Annotated in this window: 15 protein-coding genes and 1 pseudogene; 9 read left to right on the top strand and 7 right to left on the bottom strand. The window is 60.6% G+C overall.

What is annotated here, in order from left to right:
- The first annotated feature begins 91 nt into the window (after positions 1 to 91).
- Positions 92 to 1,537 (top strand): SulP family inorganic anion transporter, encoded by a 1,446-nt coding sequence (locus ACW9IN_RS11050; RefSeq protein WP_457365888.1) that lies wholly within the window; start codon positions 92 to 94, stop codon positions 1,535 to 1,537.
- Here ACW9IN_RS11050 and ACW9IN_RS11045 read toward each other — a convergent pair whose 3' ends face one another.
- Positions 1,538 to 1,930 (bottom strand): lysozyme inhibitor LprI family protein, encoded by a 393-nt coding sequence (locus ACW9IN_RS11045; RefSeq protein WP_457365887.1) that lies wholly within the window; start codon positions 1,928 to 1,930, stop codon positions 1,538 to 1,540.
- 258 nt (positions 1,931 to 2,188) lie between these two features.
- On the opposite strand from ACW9IN_RS11045, the gene ACW9IN_RS11040 reads away from it, so the two are divergent.
- The 4 genes from ACW9IN_RS11040 to ACW9IN_RS11025 are packed head-to-tail and all read left to right on the top strand — an operon-like array spanning position 2,189 to position 6,274.
- A complete protein-coding gene (locus ACW9IN_RS11040) occupies positions 2,189 to 3,538 on the top strand; it encodes a GntT/GntP/DsdX family permease (RefSeq protein ID WP_457365886.1) in 1,350 nt (449 codons plus the stop codon).
- A 12-nt stretch (positions 3,539 to 3,550) separates the two neighbouring features.
- Entirely contained in the window at positions 3,551 to 4,411 is an 861-nt protein-coding gene (locus tag ACW9IN_RS11035) for a MurR/RpiR family transcriptional regulator (protein ID WP_457365885.1), read from the top strand.
- Between the two features lies 1 nt (position 4,412).
- A complete protein-coding gene (locus tag ACW9IN_RS11030) occupies positions 4,413 to 5,876 on the top strand; it encodes an N-acyl-D-amino-acid deacylase family protein (protein WP_457365884.1) in 1,464 nt (487 codons plus the stop codon).
- A 29-nt stretch (positions 5,877 to 5,905) separates the two neighbouring features.
- A complete protein-coding gene (locus ACW9IN_RS11025) occupies positions 5,906 to 6,274 on the top strand; it encodes a glyoxalase superfamily protein (RefSeq protein WP_457365883.1) in 369 nt (122 codons plus the stop codon).
- Between the two features lie 139 nt (positions 6,275 to 6,413).
- Here the strand turns inward: ACW9IN_RS11025 and ACW9IN_RS11020 are convergent, their stop codons facing one another.
- From ACW9IN_RS11020 to ACW9IN_RS11010, 3 genes and pseudogenes are all read right to left on the bottom strand, one after another.
- Entirely contained in the window at positions 6,414 to 7,118 is a 705-nt protein-coding gene (locus ACW9IN_RS11020; protein WP_457365917.1) for a methyl-accepting chemotaxis protein, read from the bottom strand.
- Positions 7,119 to 7,316: 198 nt separating this feature from the next.
- Positions 7,317 to 8,198, bottom strand: a pseudogene (locus ACW9IN_RS11015) (methyl-accepting chemotaxis protein); the annotation flags it as partial.
- A 300-nt stretch (positions 8,199 to 8,498) separates the two neighbouring features.
- Positions 8,499 to 14,195 carry a membrane-targeted effector domain-containing toxin gene (locus ACW9IN_RS11010; RefSeq protein ID WP_457365882.1) on the bottom strand — a complete coding sequence of 1,899 codons (5,697 nt, stop codon included), beginning with the start codon at positions 14,193 to 14,195 and terminating at the stop codon, positions 8,499 to 8,501.
- A gap of 176 nt (positions 14,196 to 14,371) precedes the next feature.
- Between ACW9IN_RS11010 and ACW9IN_RS11005 the strand changes: the two genes are divergently transcribed.
- The gene (locus tag ACW9IN_RS11005; RefSeq protein ID WP_106578202.1) at positions 14,372 to 14,989 is read left to right on the top strand and encodes an FKBP-type peptidyl-prolyl cis-trans isomerase; all 618 of its coding nucleotides are present in this window, start codon (positions 14,372 to 14,374) and stop codon (positions 14,987 to 14,989) included.
- Positions 14,990 to 15,092: 103 nt separating this feature from the next.
- Here ACW9IN_RS11005 and ACW9IN_RS11000 read toward each other — a convergent pair whose 3' ends face one another.
- The 3 genes from ACW9IN_RS11000 to ACW9IN_RS10990 all read right to left on the bottom strand — a co-directional run bounded on the left by ACW9IN_RS11000 (position 15,093) and on the right by ACW9IN_RS10990 (position 17,009).
- Positions 15,093 to 15,350: a PA4570 family protein gene (locus ACW9IN_RS11000; RefSeq protein ID WP_457365881.1), complete on the bottom strand. Its 258-nt coding sequence runs from the start codon at positions 15,348 to 15,350 to the stop codon at positions 15,093 to 15,095.
- A 161-nt stretch (positions 15,351 to 15,511) separates the two neighbouring features.
- Positions 15,512 to 15,853, bottom strand: coding sequence for a zinc ribbon domain-containing protein YjdM (locus ACW9IN_RS10995; protein ID WP_457365880.1), 342 nt, complete (start codon positions 15,851 to 15,853; stop codon positions 15,512 to 15,514).
- Positions 15,854 to 16,040: 187 nt separating this feature from the next.
- Positions 16,041 to 17,009 carry a polyprenyl synthetase family protein gene (locus tag ACW9IN_RS10990; RefSeq protein WP_457365879.1) on the bottom strand — a complete coding sequence of 323 codons (969 nt, stop codon included), beginning with the start codon at positions 17,007 to 17,009 and terminating at the stop codon, positions 16,041 to 16,043.
- Positions 17,010 to 17,248: 239 nt separating this feature from the next.
- On the opposite strand from ACW9IN_RS10990, the gene rplU reads away from it, so the two are divergent.
- From rplU to cgtA, 3 genes are all read left to right on the top strand, one after another.
- A complete protein-coding gene (gene rplU / locus ACW9IN_RS10985; RefSeq protein ID WP_007950961.1) occupies positions 17,249 to 17,563 on the top strand; it encodes a 50S ribosomal protein L21 in 315 nt (104 codons plus the stop codon).
- A 34-nt stretch (positions 17,564 to 17,597) separates the two neighbouring features.
- A complete protein-coding gene (gene rpmA / locus ACW9IN_RS10980) occupies positions 17,598 to 17,855 on the top strand; it encodes a 50S ribosomal protein L27 (protein ID WP_003205738.1) in 258 nt (85 codons plus the stop codon).
- Between the two features lie 193 nt (positions 17,856 to 18,048).
- A complete protein-coding gene (gene cgtA / locus ACW9IN_RS10975) occupies positions 18,049 to 19,272 on the top strand; it encodes an Obg family GTPase CgtA (protein ID WP_457365878.1) in 1,224 nt (407 codons plus the stop codon).
- Positions 19,273 to 19,278 lie beyond the last annotated feature (6 nt).

Below are 19,278 nucleotides of genomic sequence, written 5' to 3'. Positions count from 1 at the left end.
GATCCAGGCGACGCGGTTTTCAACGCTAGCCGCAACCCCTTCAATTCCGTACCATTCCCCGCCTCATCCCCCGCATTACCCTGGTACCCCCATGAACCTCACCCGTCTGCGCGCCGATGCCCTGGCCGGGCTCACCACGTCTTTTGCGTTGTTGCCCGAATGCATCGCCTTTGCCCTGGTGGCCCACCTCAACCCGCTGATGGGGCTCTATGGCGCGTTTATCATCTGTACCCTCACGGCGTTGTTCGGCGGCCGGCCGGGCATGGTCTCGGGTGCCGCCGGTTCGATGGCGGTGGTGATCGTCGCGCTGGTGGTGCAACACGGTGTGGAATACTTGCTGGCGACGGTGCTGCTGGGTGGGTTGATCATGATCGCCTTCGGCCTGCTGCGATTGGGCAAACTGGTGCGCATGGTGCCGCATCCGGTCATGCTCGGCTTCGTCAATGGCCTGGCAATCATCATTGCCCTGGCGCAACTGGAGCATTTCAAAAGCGGTGAAGCCTGGCTCAGCGGCACACTGTTGTATGTGATGGTCGGGTTGGTCGCAGCAACCATGGCCATCGTGTATGTGTTGCCACATCTCACCAAAGCCGTGCCGCCGGCGTTGGTGGCGATCCTCGGCGTGGGCCTGGCGGTGTACCTGCTCGGTCTGCCCACCCGCACCCTCGGCGACATGGCGCACATTGCCGGAGGCCCGCCGACCTTTGCCTTGCCGCAATTGCCCTGGACCCTGGAAACCCTGGGCATCATCGCGCCCTATGCGTTCCTGATGGCCATGGTCGGCCTGCTGGAAACCCTGCTGACCTTGAACCTGACCGACGAAATCACCGAGACCCGTGGCTACCCCGACCGTGAAAGCGTGGCCTTGGGCGCCGCAAATATGGTCTCGGGCTTGTTTGGCGGCATGGGCGGATGCGCGATGATCGGGCAAACCGTGATCAACCTCAGTTCCGGCGGGCGCGGGCGTTTGTCCGGGGTGCTGGCGGGGGTGATGATCCTGCTGTTCATTTTGTTTCTGTCACCGCTGATCGAGCGGATCCCGCTGGCGGCGCTGGTGGGGGTGATGTTCGTGGTGTCCCAGCAGACGTTCGCCTGGGCATCGTTGCGGGTGATCAACAAGGTACCGCTCAACGATGTGCTGGTGATTGCGGCGGTCACCGTGATCACGGTGTTCACCGACCTGGCCACGGCGGTGCTGTGCGGGATCGTGATCGCGGCGCTGAATTTCGCCTGGCAACAGGCGCGCGAACTGTATGCCGATGAGCATCTGCAAGCCGACGGCAGCAAGCTCTACCTGGCTCATGGCACGCTGTTTTTTGCCTCGACCACACCGTTTCTCAACCGCTTCGACCCAACCAACGACCCGGCGCAGGTGACCCTGGACTGTCGTCACCTGCGCTTTGTCGATTATTCGGCGATTGCTGCGCTGATGACCCTGCGCGAACGCTATGCCAAGGCAGGCAAGCACCTGCGTGTGCTGCACTTGTCCGAGCGCTGCAAGAAACTGCTCAAGCGCGCCCGGGTACAGCACGACTGATCACAGTGGCAGCAGGCTTTCCAGCTCGGCAGCACGGGTCTGGGTCATGTCCAGCACGCAGGCGGCGCCGTTGACCTGATCGATGGTGCCGCCGCTGGCCGAGCCCATGAAGCCGCAGTTGGCGTCACGGTATTTGATCCACAGGCGCTGAACGTTCTGCAATTGCTGCTTTTTATCGCCTTGCTGAAGCTTGATCGCGGCCTGGTAGGCCTTGTTCAGTCGCGCGTCCTGCACCTTGGTTTCGTTGACGTTGCAGGTGACCATCGCGGCCGTGGTGTTGGCGCCATCCGGGCATTTGGTCAGTGCCGGGTTGTCGGCGGCCGACGCAGTACCACTCAGGCCCAGGAACAGGGCGCTGGCGATGAAAGGAACAAGCAGGGATTGACGATTCATTGTTGGTTTTCCTGGTTGGAGGGTGGACGACAGTGCGTCCGCCTTCTATGACTGGACCTGTCGTTTCTAGTTTCAGCGCCGCTTGAATTTCATGTAAGAACGCCCTTCGAATTTTCATGCAGGGCTGTCGCACATATCCCACTGCGACAGGGCGTGCCTGTGCGCGAAAATTACTTTCATTAAAATTGAAAAACTACCTCGGTAATGATTTATGAGTTTCACAACCAATTCGACGTGACCCTTTCCGAGGAGTACCGCATGGCCGCATCACCGGGCTTCGGGCTGTTGGCATACGCTGCCATCGCCATCATTGCATTGATCGTGCTGATTGCACGTTACCGGCTCAACCCGTTTATCGTCATCACGTTGGTGTCCATCGGGCTTGCGCTGATGGCCGGGATGCCGGCGGACACCATCATGGGTTCCTACGAGGCGGGGGTCGGCAAGACCCTGGGGCATATCGCGCTGGTGGTGGCACTGGGCACCATGCTCGGCAAGATGATGGCCGAGTCCGGCGGTGCCGAGCAGGTGGCGCGTACGCTGATCCAGCGGTTTGGCGAGCGCAATGCGCACTGGGCGATGGTGTGCATCGCCTTCCTGGTGGGGCTGCCGCTGTTTTTCGAGGTCGGTTTTGTCTTGCTGGTGCCGATTGCCTTCACTGTGGCGCGCCGCGTGGGCGTGTCGATCCTGATGGTCGGCTTGCCGATGGTCGCCGGTTTGTCGGTGGTGCACGCGCTGGTGCCGCCACACCCGGCGGCGATGATGGCGGTGCTGGCGTACAACGCGTCCGTGGGACAGACCGTGCTGTATGCGATCCTGATCGGGATTCCCACGGCGATCATTGCCGGCCCCGTTTACGCCAAATTCATCGTGCCGCGTATTCAGTTGCCGGCGGAAAACCCGCTGGAACGCCAATTTATCGAGCGCGAGCCGCGTACCCGTCTGCCGAGCTTCACGCTGACCATGGGCACCATCCTGCTGCCAGTGGTGCTGATGATGATCGGCGGTTGGGCCAATGTGATCTCCACGCCGGGCACCGGCTTTAACCAGTTCCTGTTGTTTATCGGCAACTCGGTGATTGCGCTGCTGGTAGCCACGTTGGTGAGTTTCTGGACGCTGGGCCTGGCCCAGGGTTTCAACCGTGAGTCGATCCTCAAGTTCACCAACGAATGCCTGGCGCCGACCGCGAGCATTACGTTGCTGGTGGGGGCAGGCGGCGGTTTGAATCGCATCCTGGTGGATGCCGGTGTGACCAGCGAAATCCTGGGTCTGGCCCATGCTTTCCATCTGTCGCCGCTGGTGATGGGCTGGCTGTTCGCGGCGTTGATGCGGGTGGCCACGGGGTCGGCGACGGTGGCCATGACGACTGCATCCGGCGTGGTGGCACCGGTTGCGATGGGCCTGGGTTATCCACACCCTGAATTGCTGGTGCTGGCTACCGGCGCGGGTTCGGTGATCTTTTCCCACGTCAATGACGGCGGCTTCTGGCTGATCAAGGAATACTTCAATATGACGGTGATCCAGACCTTCAAGACCTGGACCGTGCTGGAGACCCTGATTTCCGTGGTCGCTTTCGGTCTTACTTATGGTTTGTCGTGCATTTTGTGATTCGGAGACCCCATGGACATCCTCTACCAGATCCGCGCCCGACAGGACGCCTTCAGCGCCGGTGAGGGGCGCATCGCCAGGCTGATGCTCGATGACGTGGGCTTTGCCGCGTCTGCCAGTCTGGAAGCGTTGTCTCAACGGGCCGAGGTCAGCACGGCAACCCTGTCGCGTTTTGCCCGCAGTGTGGGTTGTCGGGACTTGCGCGATTTGCGCCTGCAACTGGCCCAGGCCAGCGGTGTGGGCAGCCGCTTCCTGGACCCGGCGGGGCTGCCGGAGCAATCGGCGTTTCACCGGCAGATTCTGGGCGATATCGAGACGACCCTGCGTCAGCACTTGTCGGGGTTCAATCAGGCAAGTTTTGCCGATGCCGTCAGCGTGCTGGGCAAGGCGCGGATGATCCACGCGTTTGGCATGGGCGGCCCGTCGAGTATGTGCAGCGATGAGTTGCAGGTACGCCTGGTGCGCCTGGGTTATGCCATAGCCGCCTGCCATGACCCGGTCATGATGCGGGTCACCGCGGCGACGCTGGGACCGGAACATGCGCTGATCCTGTGTTCCTTGACCGGCCTCACCCCCGAGCTGCTGAACGTGGTGGCGCTGGCGCGCAACTATGACGCGCGCATCATTGCCATCACCCTGGCCGATTCGCCTCTGGCGCGATTGGCGGACGTAGTGCTGCCGCTGCAACCGGCCGAAACCAGTTTTATCTACAAACCGACCGCCGCGCGCTACGGCATGCTGCTGGCCATCGACCTGCTCGCCACCGAACTGGCGCTGGCGTTGCCGGACGCCAACCAGGAGCGTCTGCGCCGGATCAAGCTGGCCCTGGACGATTATCGCGGCGGCCCCGACAACCTGCCGCTGGGAGACTGATATGAAGTACGACACGTTGATCCGTCAGGCGCTGATCATCGATGGCAGCAACACGCCCGGCTATGTGGCTGATGTGGGCTTGCTTGATGGGCGCATCAATACGATCGGCGACTTGTCTGCGGCGACGGCGACGGACGAAATCGACGCCCGTGGCCGCGTGCTGGCGCCGGGGTTCATCGACGTGCACACCCATGACGACACCGTGGTGATCCGCCAGCCGCAGATGCTGCCCAAGCTCAGCCAGGGCGTGACCACGGTGATTGTCGGCAACTGTGGCATCAGTGCGTCGCCGGTGACGTTGCGCAGTGATCCGCCGGACCCGATGAACCTGTTGGGCAGCGCTTCGGCATTTGTCTACCCGCGCTTCAGCGATTATCGGGCGGCTGTCGAAAAGGCTCATCCGGCGGTCAACGTCGCTGCGTTGATCGGCCACACGGCGCTGCGCAGCAACCATATGGACGATCTCCATCGCACGGCTTCAGCGGATGAAATCGCCGCCATGCGTGTGCAGTTGCAAGAGAGTCTCGAAGCCGGTGCCCTCGGTTTATCCACCGGCCTGGCCTACGCCAGCGCTTTCAACGCCGAGACCGACGAGGTGCTGCAACTGAGTGAAGCGCTCACCGCGTTCGGCGCGGTGTACACCACCCATTTGCGCAGTGAGTTCGAACCGGTGCTGGAGGCCATGGACGAGGCGTTCCTGATCGGTCGGCATGCCAAGGCGCCGGTGATCATTTCCCACCTCAAATGTGCCGGCGCGGGCAACTGGGGGCGTAGTCCGCAGTTGCTGGCATCGCTGGAGCAGGCGGCGAAAACTCATCCGGTGGGCTGTGACTGCTACCCCTATGCGGCCAGTTCCTCGACCCTGGATCTCAAACAGGTGACCGATGCGTTTCGGATCACCATCACCTGGTCGACGCCTCACCCGGAAATGGGCGGGCGCGATTTGCAGGACATTGCCGCCGAGTGGGACGTTTCGCTGATGGACGCCGCCCGCCGGCTACAACCTGCGGGGGCGGTGTACTACGGGATGGATGAGGCGGATGTGCGGCGTATCCTCGCGCATCCGTTGTCGATGGTGGGCTCGGACGGGTTGCCGGAGGACCCGTTCCCGCACCCCCGCTTATGGGGCGCGTTCCCACGGGTACTCGGCCATTTCAGCCGGGATGTGGGGTTGTTTCCACTGCATACGGCCGTACACAAGATGACCGGCTTGTCGGCGGCGCGATTTGGCTTGGCCGAGCGTGGCGAAATCCGTGAAGGGCATTGGGCTGACCTGGTGTTGTTCGACCCGGTACGCGTGCGCGATGTGGCCGATTTCAAGGCGCCGCAGCGAGCCGCGGAGGGCATTGACGGGGTGTGGGTCAACGGCGTGTTGAGCTACCGCGACGGGCAGGCGAACGGTCAGCGGCCAGGCCGGTTCCTGGCGCGCAGCGGGGATTTGCGGCGTGGGTTTTCGTCTCTATAGTGGGCGTTCTCAAAAACGGAGCGGTTGCCATGCACTTAGGAAAAGTCATCCCCATCCTGCGGATTTTCGACGAGGCCAAGGCCTTGGAGTTTTACGTCGATTTCCTGGGATTCAAGGTGGATTGGCAACATCGTTTCGAGGCGAATTTCCCGCTGTATCTGCAAGTGTCCTTGGGTGAATGCGTACTGCATTTGAGTGAGCACCATGGCGATGCGTCGCCGGGCGCGGCGGTGCGGATTCAGGCGCAGGGTGTGGACGCGTACCAGCAGCAGTTGCTGAGCAAGGATTACCGTTATGCCAAGCCCGGGGTCGAAGAAACGCCTTGGGGCTCGCGTGAGATGAGCATCAAGGATCCGTTCGGGAACCGGGTGGTGTTTGTCGAGGAAGGCGAGGGCTGAGGGGGAATCCCAGGCAATAAAAAACCGCCTGGTAGGGCGGTTTTTTTGCAAACCCAGTTAGTGGCTGGGGTTGCTGTCTCAAAGATGCGTTGACCCGCAGGCCGATACTACCGCCGGTCATTTTATCGCGCAAGGTTTGTCAAACGCGGAAATGGCTGACCATCTGCTGCAACTGGCTGCCCAGACGCGCCAGCTCCACGCTGGACTTGGCCGTCTCGTCACTGGCGGTGGCGGTCTGCTCGGACACATCGCGCACGTTCACGATACTGCGGCTGATTTCTTCGGCCACAGCACTTTGCTGCTCGGCGGCTGCGGCGATCTGCTGGTTCATCGACTGGATATTCGACACGGTACGGGTGATGTTTTCCAGGGAGGCGCCGGCCTTGCGCGTCAGCTCGACGCTGCTGTCGGTGAGGCTGCGGCTGTTGTTCATCACAGTGGCCACTTGCTGGGTGCCGTTTTGCAGACCGGCCACCAGGCCTTCGATTTCCTCGGTGGATTTTTGCGTGCGCTGGGCCAGGCCACGGACCTCGTCGGCGACCACGGCAAACCCGCGTCCGGCTTCACCGGCACGGGCGGCTTCGATGGCGGCGTTGAGGGCCAGCAGGTTGGTCTGCTCGGCCACCGCCTTGATCACGTCCATCACGCTGCCGATCTTGTTGCTCTCCTGCTGCAGGTGCGTCATGGCATCGGTCGAGCGCGCCACTTCGTCTGCCAGGCGTTCGATCTGGGCGATGGCTTCGGCCACCACCTTGTCGCCTTCGCGGGCCTGGCCGTCGGCATCGGAGGCGGCTTGTGAAGCCTGTTCAGCGTTACGGGCCACTTCCTGCACGGTGGCGGTCATTTCATGCATGGCGGTGGCGACCTGATCGGTCTCGACTTTCTGGCTGTTCACGCCGGCACTGGTCTGTTCGGTCACGGCCGACAACTCTTCAGCGGCGCTGGATATCTGCATCACGCCATCGCGAATCCCGCTGATCAGTTCACGCAGGGTCGTGCCCATGCGTTGGATGCCTTGTTGCAGCACTCCCAGCTCGTCACGGCGGGTGACCTGGATGTTGTGGCTCAGATCGCCGGACGCGATGCGTTCGACCACGACCAGGGTTTCCTGCAACGGGTGAGTGATCTGGCGGGTGATGACCACGGCCGCGATGATGCCCACCAGCAGTGCCAGCAGTGTGCTGATCAATTGCAGGCTGCGCGCCTGGCTGCTTTCAGCGTCGCGGCGCTCCAACTGGATGTCGTAGAGCTTGTCGCTGATGGTGACGATTTCGTTGCCTTGGGTGGTCATTTCCGCACGGGCGGCCACGATGTTGGCGTTGGCTGCCTTGTAGTTCTGCACGGCGGTGCGATAGGCGCCCAACGCGGTTTCCAGCGAGGTCAGCGCGCTTTGCTGGCTGGCACCGAAGACGGCGCTGAGGTCTTTCAAGCCGTTGATGGTTTTTTCGATCTGTGCGGCGGCGCGGGCTTCGGTGTCTGGATTGACGTTGCCGGTGTAGCCGCGCACTTCGTAGCGCGACAGCTGGAACTGCATTTTTGCGTCGGCCACTGCCTGGAATTGGGCAAAACGCTCCGCGCTGTCGTCCATTTGTTTCACGCTGGTTTCCAGCGTGGTGATCTGAGCGTTGGCAATATCGGCCTTGTCGCCCATGGTTTGCCGGGAGGCGTTGCCATTACGGTAGGCCTCGCGCATTTTGTTCAAGGACTGCTGGTACGCCGTGATGATTGCCTTCTGCTCATTGAGCAGCTTGAGGTTTTCAGGGCTCTTGAAGCTGTTCAGCAGTTTTTGTTGCAGGGCGATGAAGGCGTCCAGGTTGGTCTGCACGTTCTGCGCGGTGGTTTCGTCGCCGTTGGCCAGCATGTATTGCAGGCGAGCCACGCGCAGCTTGGTCAGGGAGGAGTTGAGCTGGGTGATGTCGCTCATCCAGTTGCTGCGGTCGATCAGGCCACCCAGGCTGGTCCAACTGGTCAGCGCCAGGATGGAGGTAAGGACTAGCACCAGGCCGAAGCCCAGGCCGAGTTTGAGGTTGACGCTGATGTTGCCGAACCAGCTATTCATCGAATGCTCCGCAAGTTGATGTCTGTCTGCTGGACGGTCTTGTTGTTTGAGCCAGCCAAAGTATGTAGATGGGTATCGGCGGCGATACATGATTCTGAAATGACTTTTTCGGCTGGGGGGGTAAAACAGACCCCCTGCCCGATGAACGGGCAGGGGGCTGGCGGCCTATCCCGCCACGAGTGTCAGCCCCATGCCTCTTGGAGGGGAGGCCTTGAGCGCTTCGACCAATTGAGAAAGGTAGTAGAAGCGTAATCGGCTAAAGGCTTCCCAGCGCTCAACGAAATACTGGCCCTTTTCGTCGATTTGAATCGGTGTGGTGAGAATTTCATGACTACGCGAAAAATGCACCAGGTTGACCTCGTTGGCGCTGGGGCGCTCGATGAAGAAGTGCCCGGGTGCCGTCAGCTTGCTGCGGTCCGGCGGCGGTTCGACAGGGAGAGGCAGCGGCCGCCCTGCAATGCCCACTTCGACGCGGTAGTCGCTGCGCAAGGCCACGCCGTAGCTGTCATCAACCGATTGCCAGCCAGCGCTGTGCAATGGCTTGGCCAATTGCGGTGTGGTGTCACGCACATGGAGGCTGACGGCATCCTGCAACTGCGCGATGCCCGGTACACCGACATACATGTCCGTGTGTGCACTGCCCATGAACGCCACCCACTTATGCGGGCCTATGGCCTGCTGGTCTGCACTTATTACCTGGTTGGCAAAGTAGCTGAACAGCCGGGCACGGTTGTTATCCCCACTGAGCCCCTTGATGTAATAGCTGGCGGTGCAGTCAAGCGCGCGGATGCGGATCCCGTGTTTATTGGCAGCCTTGACCACCTGGGTGAAGCTGTCCGGGCCCTGGTATCGCGGCATATGGCCGGCGTCCATACCGAGCAGGTAATTTTCCAGAATGGGCGGCATTTTCAGCGTGCGCTGGTAAGTCTCCAGTGCGGCCTGGTGCAGGTCGGTGAGCAGATGCTCCATGTATAGCGTCTTGACCCCCTGTTTTTTCAGGTGCTTGAAGTTGTCGATCAGCAGCCGCTTGCTGGCGCGGGCACTGTGGGCTTCGCCGATGACCAGCCCGAGTTTTTGTTGGTACAGCCGCTCGATGAACACGGTTTCACTGCTGGTCGTGGCCAGGTTTGCCGGCACATTGCGTGGGGGCACTGTGAAATCGCTGAAAAATGCTTTGGCCTCTTCCGAAAGCCGCTGCCGGGTTTGGCTGAAGGTGGATTGCGCGGCAGCATGTCGGGGAGTGGAAATTGAATAGCGAGTGTCGAGGCCGCGATGGGTCTGCCTGATCAGGTTGATATCGCTGCGAATGCCCGGGGGGAGGTCGAACACGGCATAGTGGCTGACAGCGATTGCTGGCGTGCCCGATGTGCCGGATGTGCGCAATGTGACGTGGGTGGTTGGCAGGGCCAGGGTGAAGTCACCGCGGGACTGTGCGCCAGTGGCGGTGTCGGGCCACACGCCGATGCGTTGGCCGGGTGCGGCGTCTTCAACCCGCAGGGCCGGGGTGTTTTGCAGATCTGCCAGGCCCGCGGCCTGTTCATTAGTGCCCAGGCGGCTGGAGTCCACCAGCGCCACCCAGCCTTCGCCGGGGTTGTTTTTCAGGTTTTGTTCAATCACCGAGTGGGAGTAGAAATTGCGCAGCTTGCTGCTGCGGGGAATGAAGCGCGGACCATCCTCCAGAGCCAGTACGTGCTCCATATGGTACGAGGCGGACCCGTCGATGCCATCGATGGCGATATTCAAGCGTTGGGTTTCCAGCAGCAATTTTCGATAAGTGAACGGGGCATCGGCCGTGAGCCCCAGGGTTTGATCGACTTGCATCAGATGCCGTTCGATCTGTGCCAGCGCCTGAGCCTTGCTGCCGCCGAGCTGGTTGTTAAGAATCTTCAGCTTGCGATGGAACAGGTCGCGAGGCAGGTTTTCGATGTAGACGCGCTTGAGCCCCTGTTCGGCCAACGCAGGCAATTGTTCGATCAACAGTTGTTTGCTGGCAATGGAGCTGTCGAGGGCGCCGATGATCAGGCGCTTGTTGCGATTGAACAGGGTTTTTAGGATATCCACAGGCGCGGCTTCGACCGCGAATACGGGCAAGGGGGATTTGGGCGCGGCAACGGGCAACGCCGAAAAGAACGCCTCGGCGCGCTGGTTCAGCAGCTCGATCTGTTTGGCGTACGCCGTGCGCAAGGGGGCCGCTTCGGTGAAGGCCTTACCTTGGGCTGCACCGGCAAAGTCGGCCTCCATATGCTGAAAATGGGTCTTGAACTCCGGGTCGAGCAGCGCGCGGAAGGTCTTGGCCTGGTCGGGCTCTACGTCGAATACTTCCAGCGGGCTGCTCTCATCGGCCAGCAGTTTTTCGTACTTCTTGCGCCCGCCACCGATCACACCGGAACGTACCCATTGGCCGTCGGCATTGCGGCTGACCAACCGTGCAGTGGACAGCAACTGGCCGCTCTGCGGGTCATGGCGATACAGCAAATAGCGACCCAATGCATCCGGGGTGTTTGACGCCCACAGCGAACTCCCGTCAAACAACACCGGTTGCATGTCCTCGGGCTTGAGCACCGCCATCTGGCTGATCAGCGCGTTGTCGACGGCATGCGTGCTGGTGCGGATGGTCGGGCGCAGTGACTTGAAGACGCCCTTCAACGCCGGACGCACGTCGAACAACAGCGCGCCACCCACGTTGGCCAGGTAACCGAGGTAGTGTTGCAGGGCGCTGTCTTTGTCGTTCTGGTGGTAGGCATTCAGGGCGAGCATGGCGTCCTTGAAGGCCAGCAGCCCGCCCAGGGTCAGGCTGAGTAACGGGAAGGGCATGGTGGCCACGGCGGTCAGCCACTCGACGCAGGTCCACAGAATACCGGTGATCATCTGAAGCCGATTGGCCGTAGTGGCGTGCACGTCATCAACCTTGCGCTGCAGGTTCATGTTGTAGAACTCATGGCGCAGATCGGTCAGTGTGTTGCTGGGCCGGATGCTGTCATGCCGTGCAGGGCTCGGGGTGGAGCGGTCGATTTCGGCGGGCAACCCTTCGCGAGCGGTTTTCAGGAACAGCGCAACTCGCGCCACTGACGGCAACGGTACCCGCGCGCCCCAGTAAGCAGGCATGCCCTCGACTTTTTTGAGCAGGTAGTTGAACAGCCTGGCCTCGCGCCAACCAATGCCGTCTGGCGCATTGGGGGTGTAAAGCAATATCGGGTTGTCGCCGTGGCTGAACAGGTAGTTGCCGATGACCCAGTCCCCATCAATGGACAGCCGGTGCACCCTGTAAGTGTTGCGCTCGAGGGGGCTGCTGTCGCACAGACCCTCAATGGCTTTCTCCAGCCAGGCCAGGTCAGCCTGAGTGAGGTGCCCTTGCAGGCAGGATTCCAGAGCGGCGCCTTTCATTTGTAGCTGCACGATTGCCAGCACGGCATTGCGTCGTTCGCCATAACCCGGGCTGTCACTGTTTTGCAGGCGCCGGCGGATTTCGTCGGTGTAGCGTTGGCCGATCCACACGCCCGTGACGGAGCGTGCAACCTTCTGCGCCGTCAATGGGCTCAGGTCAACGCCGGGCGGGCCGCGGAAGGTCGCGGAGGCTGAAAATTTTTCATTGATAAAGCCGATGCCATCCTCATACCCGTCGCGATACAGCGTGGTGTAAGACACCGGCGCCGGCCCAGCGCCGATCAGTGGTTTGGGGGCGTAGGCAAATACGGTGTCCGGGTCAATATCGTTTTGCTGGCGACCTAACAGTCGGTTGAGGCTGAGCCTGGCTTGTTCATGCAGGTAGCGTTCAAACGTGGGGACGCTGGATTCAGCATCTGGCCTTGCGTTATAGACACGCAGTGCGCCGGCCACATCGTCGGCCAGGCTTGCCAGGCGGCTGCGATCATTGACAGAGGCCCTGCGGTACCAGGCCGGCGAGCTGAACTCGTAGTCATCCAACAGTATTGCCAACCGGTGCGCAGTTATCGCTTCCAGGCAATCGGTATAGGAGCTCGGTTTGCCAAAGGTCACCTCCAGGTGCTCGTTGGCGTCAGGGCGCCGGCTGATGCTGCGCAGGAAGTCGTGCATTTTTGGCTTGAAACGCTGCGGCACTTGCTCCAGCAGGTAATCGATCATGGTGCGCCCCTTGAGGCGAGCCGTACTGCCTGTCCAGCCGATGATGTGGGTCTGGCACTCACGTAGCGTGCTGAACGCAATGAACTGTTGGGCGCTCGGCGCATCGGGCGTACACAGCAGCAAGCGTGTGATCCGGCCCTGGCCGTCTGCTTCGCGCAGCAGCCACAGGTCCTTTAGTTGTGCGCCGTGAAGCCACACGGTTTGGGCGTGCAACTGTTGGCTCGGCTGTTTTTGCAGGTCTTCGAAGCGTCGGAAATCATCCGGGGCCAGATGGCCTTGCAGCCTGGCGATGTGGGCCATGAGTACGAGGCGTTGATCAAAGAAGCTGCGTGCGGCCAGCTTGATTTGTGGAGTGGCCAATGCTGTTTTCAGCGTGCTGGCGTAGTCCAGACGCGGTTGCAGGTCTTGCAGCAGCATGAGCAGGGTTTGCACGTTGAGGTGAGCGTGGGCCACACCCAGTGGCGCACCGGCGTAGCTCAGGGTACTGCGCTGGAGGAACGCCGAGCCGGGTGTGCTGTCGCCAGGGTGCAGACCGCGCAGGGCCAATTCCACCAATGAGCGTTGCTGGTTGTAGGTGCCGACCTGAGGCACCGTACGAACGGTGGTGATGTGCAGCAGGTCTGGGTCCAGGTCGTGGATATCCAGCTCATCTGCCAACTGCTCGGCCCATTGATGGCGGGCCAGTGCTTGAGGTGTCGCGGCGGGGCCGAGCAGATCGAGGAACGCCAGGCGAGCCCTGTTGTAGTGGTGCAGGTGCTGGTCGATGGTCGTGCGCTCGAGCTTGTTGGCGCTGCGATACCAGTCGGGCAGGGCGTTGAACAGGTTGCGTTCCAGCAGGCGCTGCGCGCGAAAGTCCAGGCGCGCCGTGAGGTCGGGCAGCGTGGCGTGGAGAGCGCTGTCGAGGTGCTGTTTGAGCTGGGTGGCGTTCAGTTGAGCGTTCTCGGCCAAGGCCAAGGCGTGGTGGATGTCTTTTTTGCGCTTGTCGAGCAGGGCTTGATAGGCGTATTCGAACAGCGGTTGACCTGTGATCGGTTGCAGTGCCAGCGGCCAGATATCGGTGACGGTCAAGTGTTGATAGCGCACTGGCAAATGACGACTGAATTCAGCGTGGCTGCTGCGCAGTGTCATGGCTTGCAGCAGGCCGCGGTCGAGTTCTTGCAAGGTAGCGAAGGCTTCCAGCCCACGTGAGGGCGTGAAGAGCAGCACCGGCCCGACGCTCGCGTCGCCGCTCAGGCTGTCAACACGTGGGTTGGCCTGGCGTGTCAGCACGAACGCCCCGGCGAACTCGATGCGCTCGTCCTGGTAATCGAAGGTCAAGGCGTACAGGCCGGGGCGTAACGCCGGAGGGCGGGAGCAGTCTTCCAGTATCTGCAAGTCGGAGGGGGATAGCAGGGCATCACTGACGTTAAGCCGGGTTTCCTGTTCCAGCGCTTTGATGCCGGCGGTGTCGGTCAGGTAGATCTTGCGGCTCTGGCCATTGACGGTACTGATGTCATCCAGATCTTGCAGTTGGGTGTCGAGGCGGGTTTTCAGTTGGCTCAGTTGGCTGGGGTCGCTCAGGTCCAGTGCCTGGTAAAAGGCGCTGGCCTGAGTCATGTAGGCGAGGTTGATGCGCTTGAGTGTGGTGTTGAGGGTGTCCAGTGCCAGCCGCTCGGCTGGCAGGGTGACGGGGCGCCGACTGTAAGGGCGCAGTGTCGGATCGATTTCCAGCAGATGGCTATGGATTTGTTGCAGGGCAAGCGGGTTATTCTGCGTACTCATCGGTACGGTCCCAGGGTGATGAATGGAATCACCAGCATGGTCGGCGGCGGCTTGTGCCCGGCTGTAGATAGCTATGCCGTGACGCTCATCAAGGTTGGGTGTTGTGTGCTAGTCTGCTGGCCCTTTTAGATCTGGAGGGCACGGTAAATCGTGCCCTCCTACAGCGGAGCACCTTCATGTCCGAAGTTAATCTGTCCACCGATGAAACCCGCGTCAGCTACGGTATTGGCCGTCAACTGGGCGACCAACTGCGCGACAACCCGCCACCGGGCGTGAGCATCGACGCGATCCTCGCCGGCCTGACCGATGCTTTCGCCGGCAAGCCAAGCCGTGTGGACCAGGAGCAAATGGCTGCCAGCTTCAAGGTCATCCGCGAAATCATGCAAGCCGAAGCGGCTGCCAAGGCTGAAGCGGCTGCTGGCGCTGGCCTGGCATTTTTGGCTGAAAACGCCAAGCGTGATGGCATCACCACCCTGGCTTCCGGTCTGCAATTTGAAGTGCTGACCGCTGGTACTGGCGCCAAACCAACCCGTGAAGACCAAGTGCGTACTCACTACCACGGCACCCTGATCGACGGCACTGTGTTCGACAGCTCCTACGAGCGCGGCCAGCCTGCAGAATTCCCGGTCGGCGGCGTGATCGCCGGCTGGACTGAAGCCCTGCAACTGATGAATGCCGGCAGCAAATGGCGCCTGTACGTGCCGAGCGAACTGGCGTACGGCGCTCAAGGCGTTGGCAGCATCCCGCCGCACAGCGTGCTGGTGTTTGACGTCGAGTTGCTTGACGTTCTGTAAGACCTGCTGATTTCTGCAGGTGTTGGGCTTGTGTGGGAGCGGCGGTGCGACGATTCGACTTGCTCCCACATAAAGCCCATTCCCAAAGAGTGGACAGTGTGCTTCATGGATGGAACTTGCCATTCAACTCCGTGGCCGGGCGCAACGCTCGGGCATAGCAGAACAGAAACAGGTTGCGCACCACTTCCTTGAGCACCCCAGGTTCGCTGGAGCTCAGTCCGCTGACGTCCAGATCACCCTGATCCTGCAGCTCATGCAGCGCTTCTTCTTCCAGTACCGCACAGACTTCGCCGGTTTCCCGGTGCAGGATCCGCAGGTAAGGATGAGGGCGGTCCAGCCAGGCATCTATCAAATAAGTCATGGGTCGCATCTCCTTGATGGGTTTCAATGAGAATAATTCTTATTCGTAGAATAGCAAGTGCCTATTGGCGGATTCTGGATTTTTCTGTGTGGATATTGCGCGGGATCAACGGGGAGGGCGAAACGCCATCCCGCGACGGGCGCGGGATGGAAGCAGCAGGTTCAGACCTTGCGGACGAACTCGGACTTGAGCTTCATCGGGCCGATACCGTCGATCTTGCAATCGATATCGTGGTCGCCGTCGCACAGGCGGATGTTCTTGACCTTGGTTCCGACCTTGACCACAAGCGAAGTGCCCTTGACCTTGAGGTCCTTGATCACGGTGATGGTGTCGCCATCCTGCAGCACATTGCCTACAGCGTCTTTCTTCACGGTTTCATCGCCAGCGGCTTCGGCCTCGCCGTTGACGGACCACTCATGGGCGCATTCCGGGCAGATTAGCTGGGCGCCGTCTTCGTAGGTGTATTCGGAATTGCATTTCGGGCAGGGTGGCAGCGTGCTCACTAAGTCTCCTTGAGAGTCAGGATGGCTAAAGGGCGCACATTGTATAGGGTTTATTGCAGTTAGGGGGAGGCGCCTCAGGACCTTGTGGGAGCCGGGCTTGCCCGCGATGCAGGCACCACGGTGTATCAGCAATACAGAGGCGATGCTATCGCAGGCAAGCCAGCTCCCACATGAAGCAGGGGGAGTATCAGTGCGTACGGGCTACCGCAAACTCACTCAGCTCGACCAGGGCATCCCGGTATTCACTGGCTGGAATCACTTCCAGACACTGGATGGCACGGGCCACATAGTCACGCGCCAGTTGTGCGGTGTAGTCCAGGGAGCCCGAAGCTTCCACGGCGGCGCGGATGCTTTCCAGATCCTCGATCCCGCCTTTCTGGATCGCCTTGCGCACCAGGGCCGCCTGTTCCGGCGTGCCTTCGCGCATGGTGTAGATCAGCGGCAGGGTCGGTTTGCCTTCGGCCAGGTCGTCACCGACGTTCTTGCCCAGGGTTTCGGCATCGCCACGGTAGTCGAGCAGGTCGTCCACCAACTGGAAGGCCACGCCCAGGTGGTCGCCAAAGGTGCGCAGCGCTTCGGCCTGTTCGGTCGTGGCGCCGGCCAGTGCGGCGGCACTGTGGGTCGATGCCTCGAAAAGCATTGCGGTCTTGCCGCGGATCACTTCCATGTAGGTTTCTTCGGTCGTGCTGGCGTCGCGGACCTTCGACAGCTGCAGCACTTCACCTTCAGCGATGATGCGCGTGGCCTGTGAAAGAATCTTCATCACCGGCATCGAGCCGAGTTCAACCATCATTTCGAACGAGCGCGAATACAGGAAATCGCCCACCAACACGCTGGGTGCGTTGCCCCACATGGCGTTGGCGGTCTCGCGGCCACGGCGCATGCCGGACATGTCGACCACATCGTCATGCAGCAGGGTAGCGGTGTGCAGGAACTCGATGGTGGCGGCGAGCAAGCGCAGGTCATCGCCTTCGCGACCCAAGGCCTTGCCACACAGCAACACTAATAAAGGACGCAGGCGTTTACCGCCCGCCGACGTAATGTAGTCGCCGATTTTGGAGACCAGCGGCACTTTGGACGTCAGCTGCTGCTTGATGATGCCGTCGACGGCGCTAAAATCGTCCGCGACCGCGCGGTAGAAAGCTTGGGGTTGCATCAGCGACAGTCGCTCCAGAAGGGTTGCGCGGCATGCTAGGACCCTGACCCCCGGGTGTCAAGGCGCGATGGGCGGCTACTTGCAACGTATCAAAGCCTTGCGTACAATCGCGCACCCTGAACTTCCTGGGCAGCACCTGCCTTACGCAATTGCATTCGGGACGTCCATCCCATGCAGCCATGCCAGCCAATACCTTTTCTTATAAAGCGCTGGGTGAGCAGGATTATCGGAGAAATACCATGTCGTATGCAGTAATTGTTACTGGTGGCAAGCAATACAAGGTCGCCCCAGGTGAATACCTGAAGATCGAAAAACTGGAAGTCGCTACTGGCGAATCCGTTACTTTTGATCGCGTTCTGTTGGTCGCCAATGGCGATGACGTGAACATCGGCGCTCCAGTCGTTGCTGGCGCTACCGTTGTGGCTGAAGTGATCTCCCAAGGTCGTCACGATAAAGTCCGCATCATCAAGTTCCGTCGTCGTAAGCACCACATGAAGCGTATGGGCCACCGCCAGTGGTACACCGAGATCAAAATCACCGGTATTCAGGCTTAATTTCAGCCTAATTCCTCACTAGGAGAATTGACTCATGGCACACAAAAAAGCTGGTGGTAGTACCCGTAACGGTCGCGACTCAGAAGCCAAACGCCTTGGCGTGAAGATGTATGGCGGCCAGGCTATCAAAGCGGGCAACATCATCGTGCGTCAGCGCGGCACCCAATTCCACGCTGGCTACGGCGTTGGTATGGGTAAAGATCACACTCTCTTCGCTAAAGTCGAAGGCGTGATCAAGTTCGAAGTAAAAGGCGCCTTCGGTCGTCGTTACGTAAGCGTTATCGCAGCTTAATTGCGAGATCGCTGGAAAAGCCCTGTCTTGCGACGGGGCTTTTTCGTTTGTGGAGTGAGTCTCTTGCAAAGCTGTCTGTAATGAGCTCAAGCGCTGGATTTGCGGTCGTTGATTGAGGTCGCTGCGCTCATTTTTGCAAGAGTCTTATGTCTTGGTTTCTTAAGCTCGTCCATGCGACGAGAGGCGTTTTGTTATGAAGTTCGTTGATGAAGTTTCCATCCGAGTAAAAGCTGGCGACGGCGGTAACGGTTGCATGAGTTTCCGTCGCGAAAAATTCATCGAAAACGGTGGCCCGAACGGCGGTGACGGCGGTGACGGCGGGTCCATCTTCATGATGGCCGATGAAAACCTCAACACCCTGGTCGACTACCGCTACACACGGCACTTCGATGCCGAGCGTGGCTCCAACGGTGGCAGCACCGACTGCACCGGCAAAAAGGGTGAAGACCTGATCCTGCGCGTACCGGTCGGTACCACGATCATCGACTCGGCCACCCAGGAAGTCATCGGTGACCTGACCAAGGCCGGTCAGAAACTGATGGTGGTACAGGGCGGTTGGCACGGCCTGGGCAACACCCGTTTCAAATCCAGCACCAACCGTGCGCCACGCCAGACCACGCCAGGCAAGCCGGGCGAGCAGCGTGACCTCAAGCTGGAAATGAAAGTGTTGGCAGACGTCGGTTTGCTGGGCTTGCCGAACGCCGGCAAAAGTACCTTTATCCGCTCGGTATCGGCCGCCAAGCCAAAAGTTGCCGACTACCCGTTCACCACCCTGGTACCCAACCTGGGCGTGGTCAGCGTCGATCGCTGGAAAAGCTTTGTGATCGCCGACATTCCTGGCCTGATCGAAGGCGCTTCCGACGGCGCAGGCCTGGGTATCCGCTTCCTCAAGCACCTGGCGCGTACTCGTTTGCTGTTGCACCTCGTGGATATGGCGCCGCTGGATGAAAGCAGCGCGCCGGATGCCGCCGAAGTCATCGTCAACGAACTGGCCAAATTCAGCCCCTCCCTGGCCGAACGTGATCGCTGGCTGGTGCTGAACAAATGCGACCAGATCCTTGAAGAAGAGCACGAAGCGCGCGTCAAGGAAATCGTCGACCGCCTGGAGTGGACGGGCCCGGTCTACGTGATCTCGGCCATCGCCAAAGAAGGCACCGAGCGCCTGACCCGCGACATCATGCGCTACCTCGAAGACCGTGCCGACCGCCTGGCGGCCGACCCGGTGTTCAAGGCCGAACTCGCCGATCTCGACCAGCGCATCGAAGACGAAGCCCGCGCTCAACTGCAGGCTCTGGACGACCAGCGTGCCCTGCGCCGCAGTGGCGTGAAGTCGGTCCATGACATCGGTGACGACGATTGGGACGAGGAAGACGTGGATGATGAAGATGGTCCGGAAATCATTTACGTGCGCGACTGATCCGTT

The organism is Pseudomonas sp. SDO5271_S396, from assembly GCF_054071795.1.
This window is presented reverse-complemented; position numbering and strand designations above follow the sequence as displayed.

Excerpts from the sequence above, each read along its gene's own strand:
- ACW9IN_RS11050 (WP_457365888.1), top strand. The coding sequence starts at position 92 with ATGAACCTCACCCGTCTGCGCGCCGATGCCCTGGCCGGGCTCACCACG.
- ACW9IN_RS11045 (WP_457365887.1), bottom strand. The coding sequence starts at position 1,930 with ATGAATCGTCAATCCCTGCTTGTTCCTTTCATCGCCAGCGCCCTGTTC.
- ACW9IN_RS11040 (WP_457365886.1), top strand. The coding sequence starts at position 2,189 with ATGGCCGCATCACCGGGCTTCGGGCTGTTGGCATACGCTGCCATCGCC.
- ACW9IN_RS11035 (WP_457365885.1), top strand. The coding sequence starts at position 3,551 with ATGGACATCCTCTACCAGATCCGCGCCCGACAGGACGCCTTCAGCGCC.
- ACW9IN_RS11030 (WP_457365884.1), top strand. The coding sequence starts at position 4,413 with ATGAAGTACGACACGTTGATCCGTCAGGCGCTGATCATCGATGGCAGC.
- ACW9IN_RS11025 (WP_457365883.1), top strand. The coding sequence starts at position 5,906 with ATGCACTTAGGAAAAGTCATCCCCATCCTGCGGATTTTCGACGAGGCC.
- ACW9IN_RS11020 (WP_457365917.1), bottom strand. The coding sequence starts at position 7,118 with ATGACCGCCACCGTGCAGGAAGTGGCCCGTAACGCTGAACAGGCTTCA.
- ACW9IN_RS11010 (WP_457365882.1), bottom strand. The coding sequence starts at position 14,195 with ATGAGTACGCAGAATAACCCGCTTGCCCTGCAACAAATCCATAGCCAT.
- ACW9IN_RS11005 (WP_106578202.1), top strand. The coding sequence starts at position 14,372 with ATGTCCGAAGTTAATCTGTCCACCGATGAAACCCGCGTCAGCTACGGT.
- ACW9IN_RS11000 (WP_457365881.1), bottom strand. The coding sequence starts at position 15,350 with ATGACTTATTTGATAGATGCCTGGCTGGACCGCCCTCATCCTTACCTG.
- ACW9IN_RS10990 (WP_457365879.1), bottom strand. The coding sequence starts at position 17,009 with ATGCAACCCCAAGCTTTCTACCGCGCGGTCGCGGACGATTTTAGCGCC.
- rplU (WP_007950961.1), top strand. The coding sequence starts at position 17,249 with ATGTCGTATGCAGTAATTGTTACTGGTGGCAAGCAATACAAGGTCGCC.
- rpmA (WP_003205738.1), top strand. The coding sequence starts at position 17,598 with ATGGCACACAAAAAAGCTGGTGGTAGTACCCGTAACGGTCGCGACTCA.
- cgtA (WP_457365878.1), top strand. The coding sequence starts at position 18,049 with ATGAAGTTCGTTGATGAAGTTTCCATCCGAGTAAAAGCTGGCGACGGC.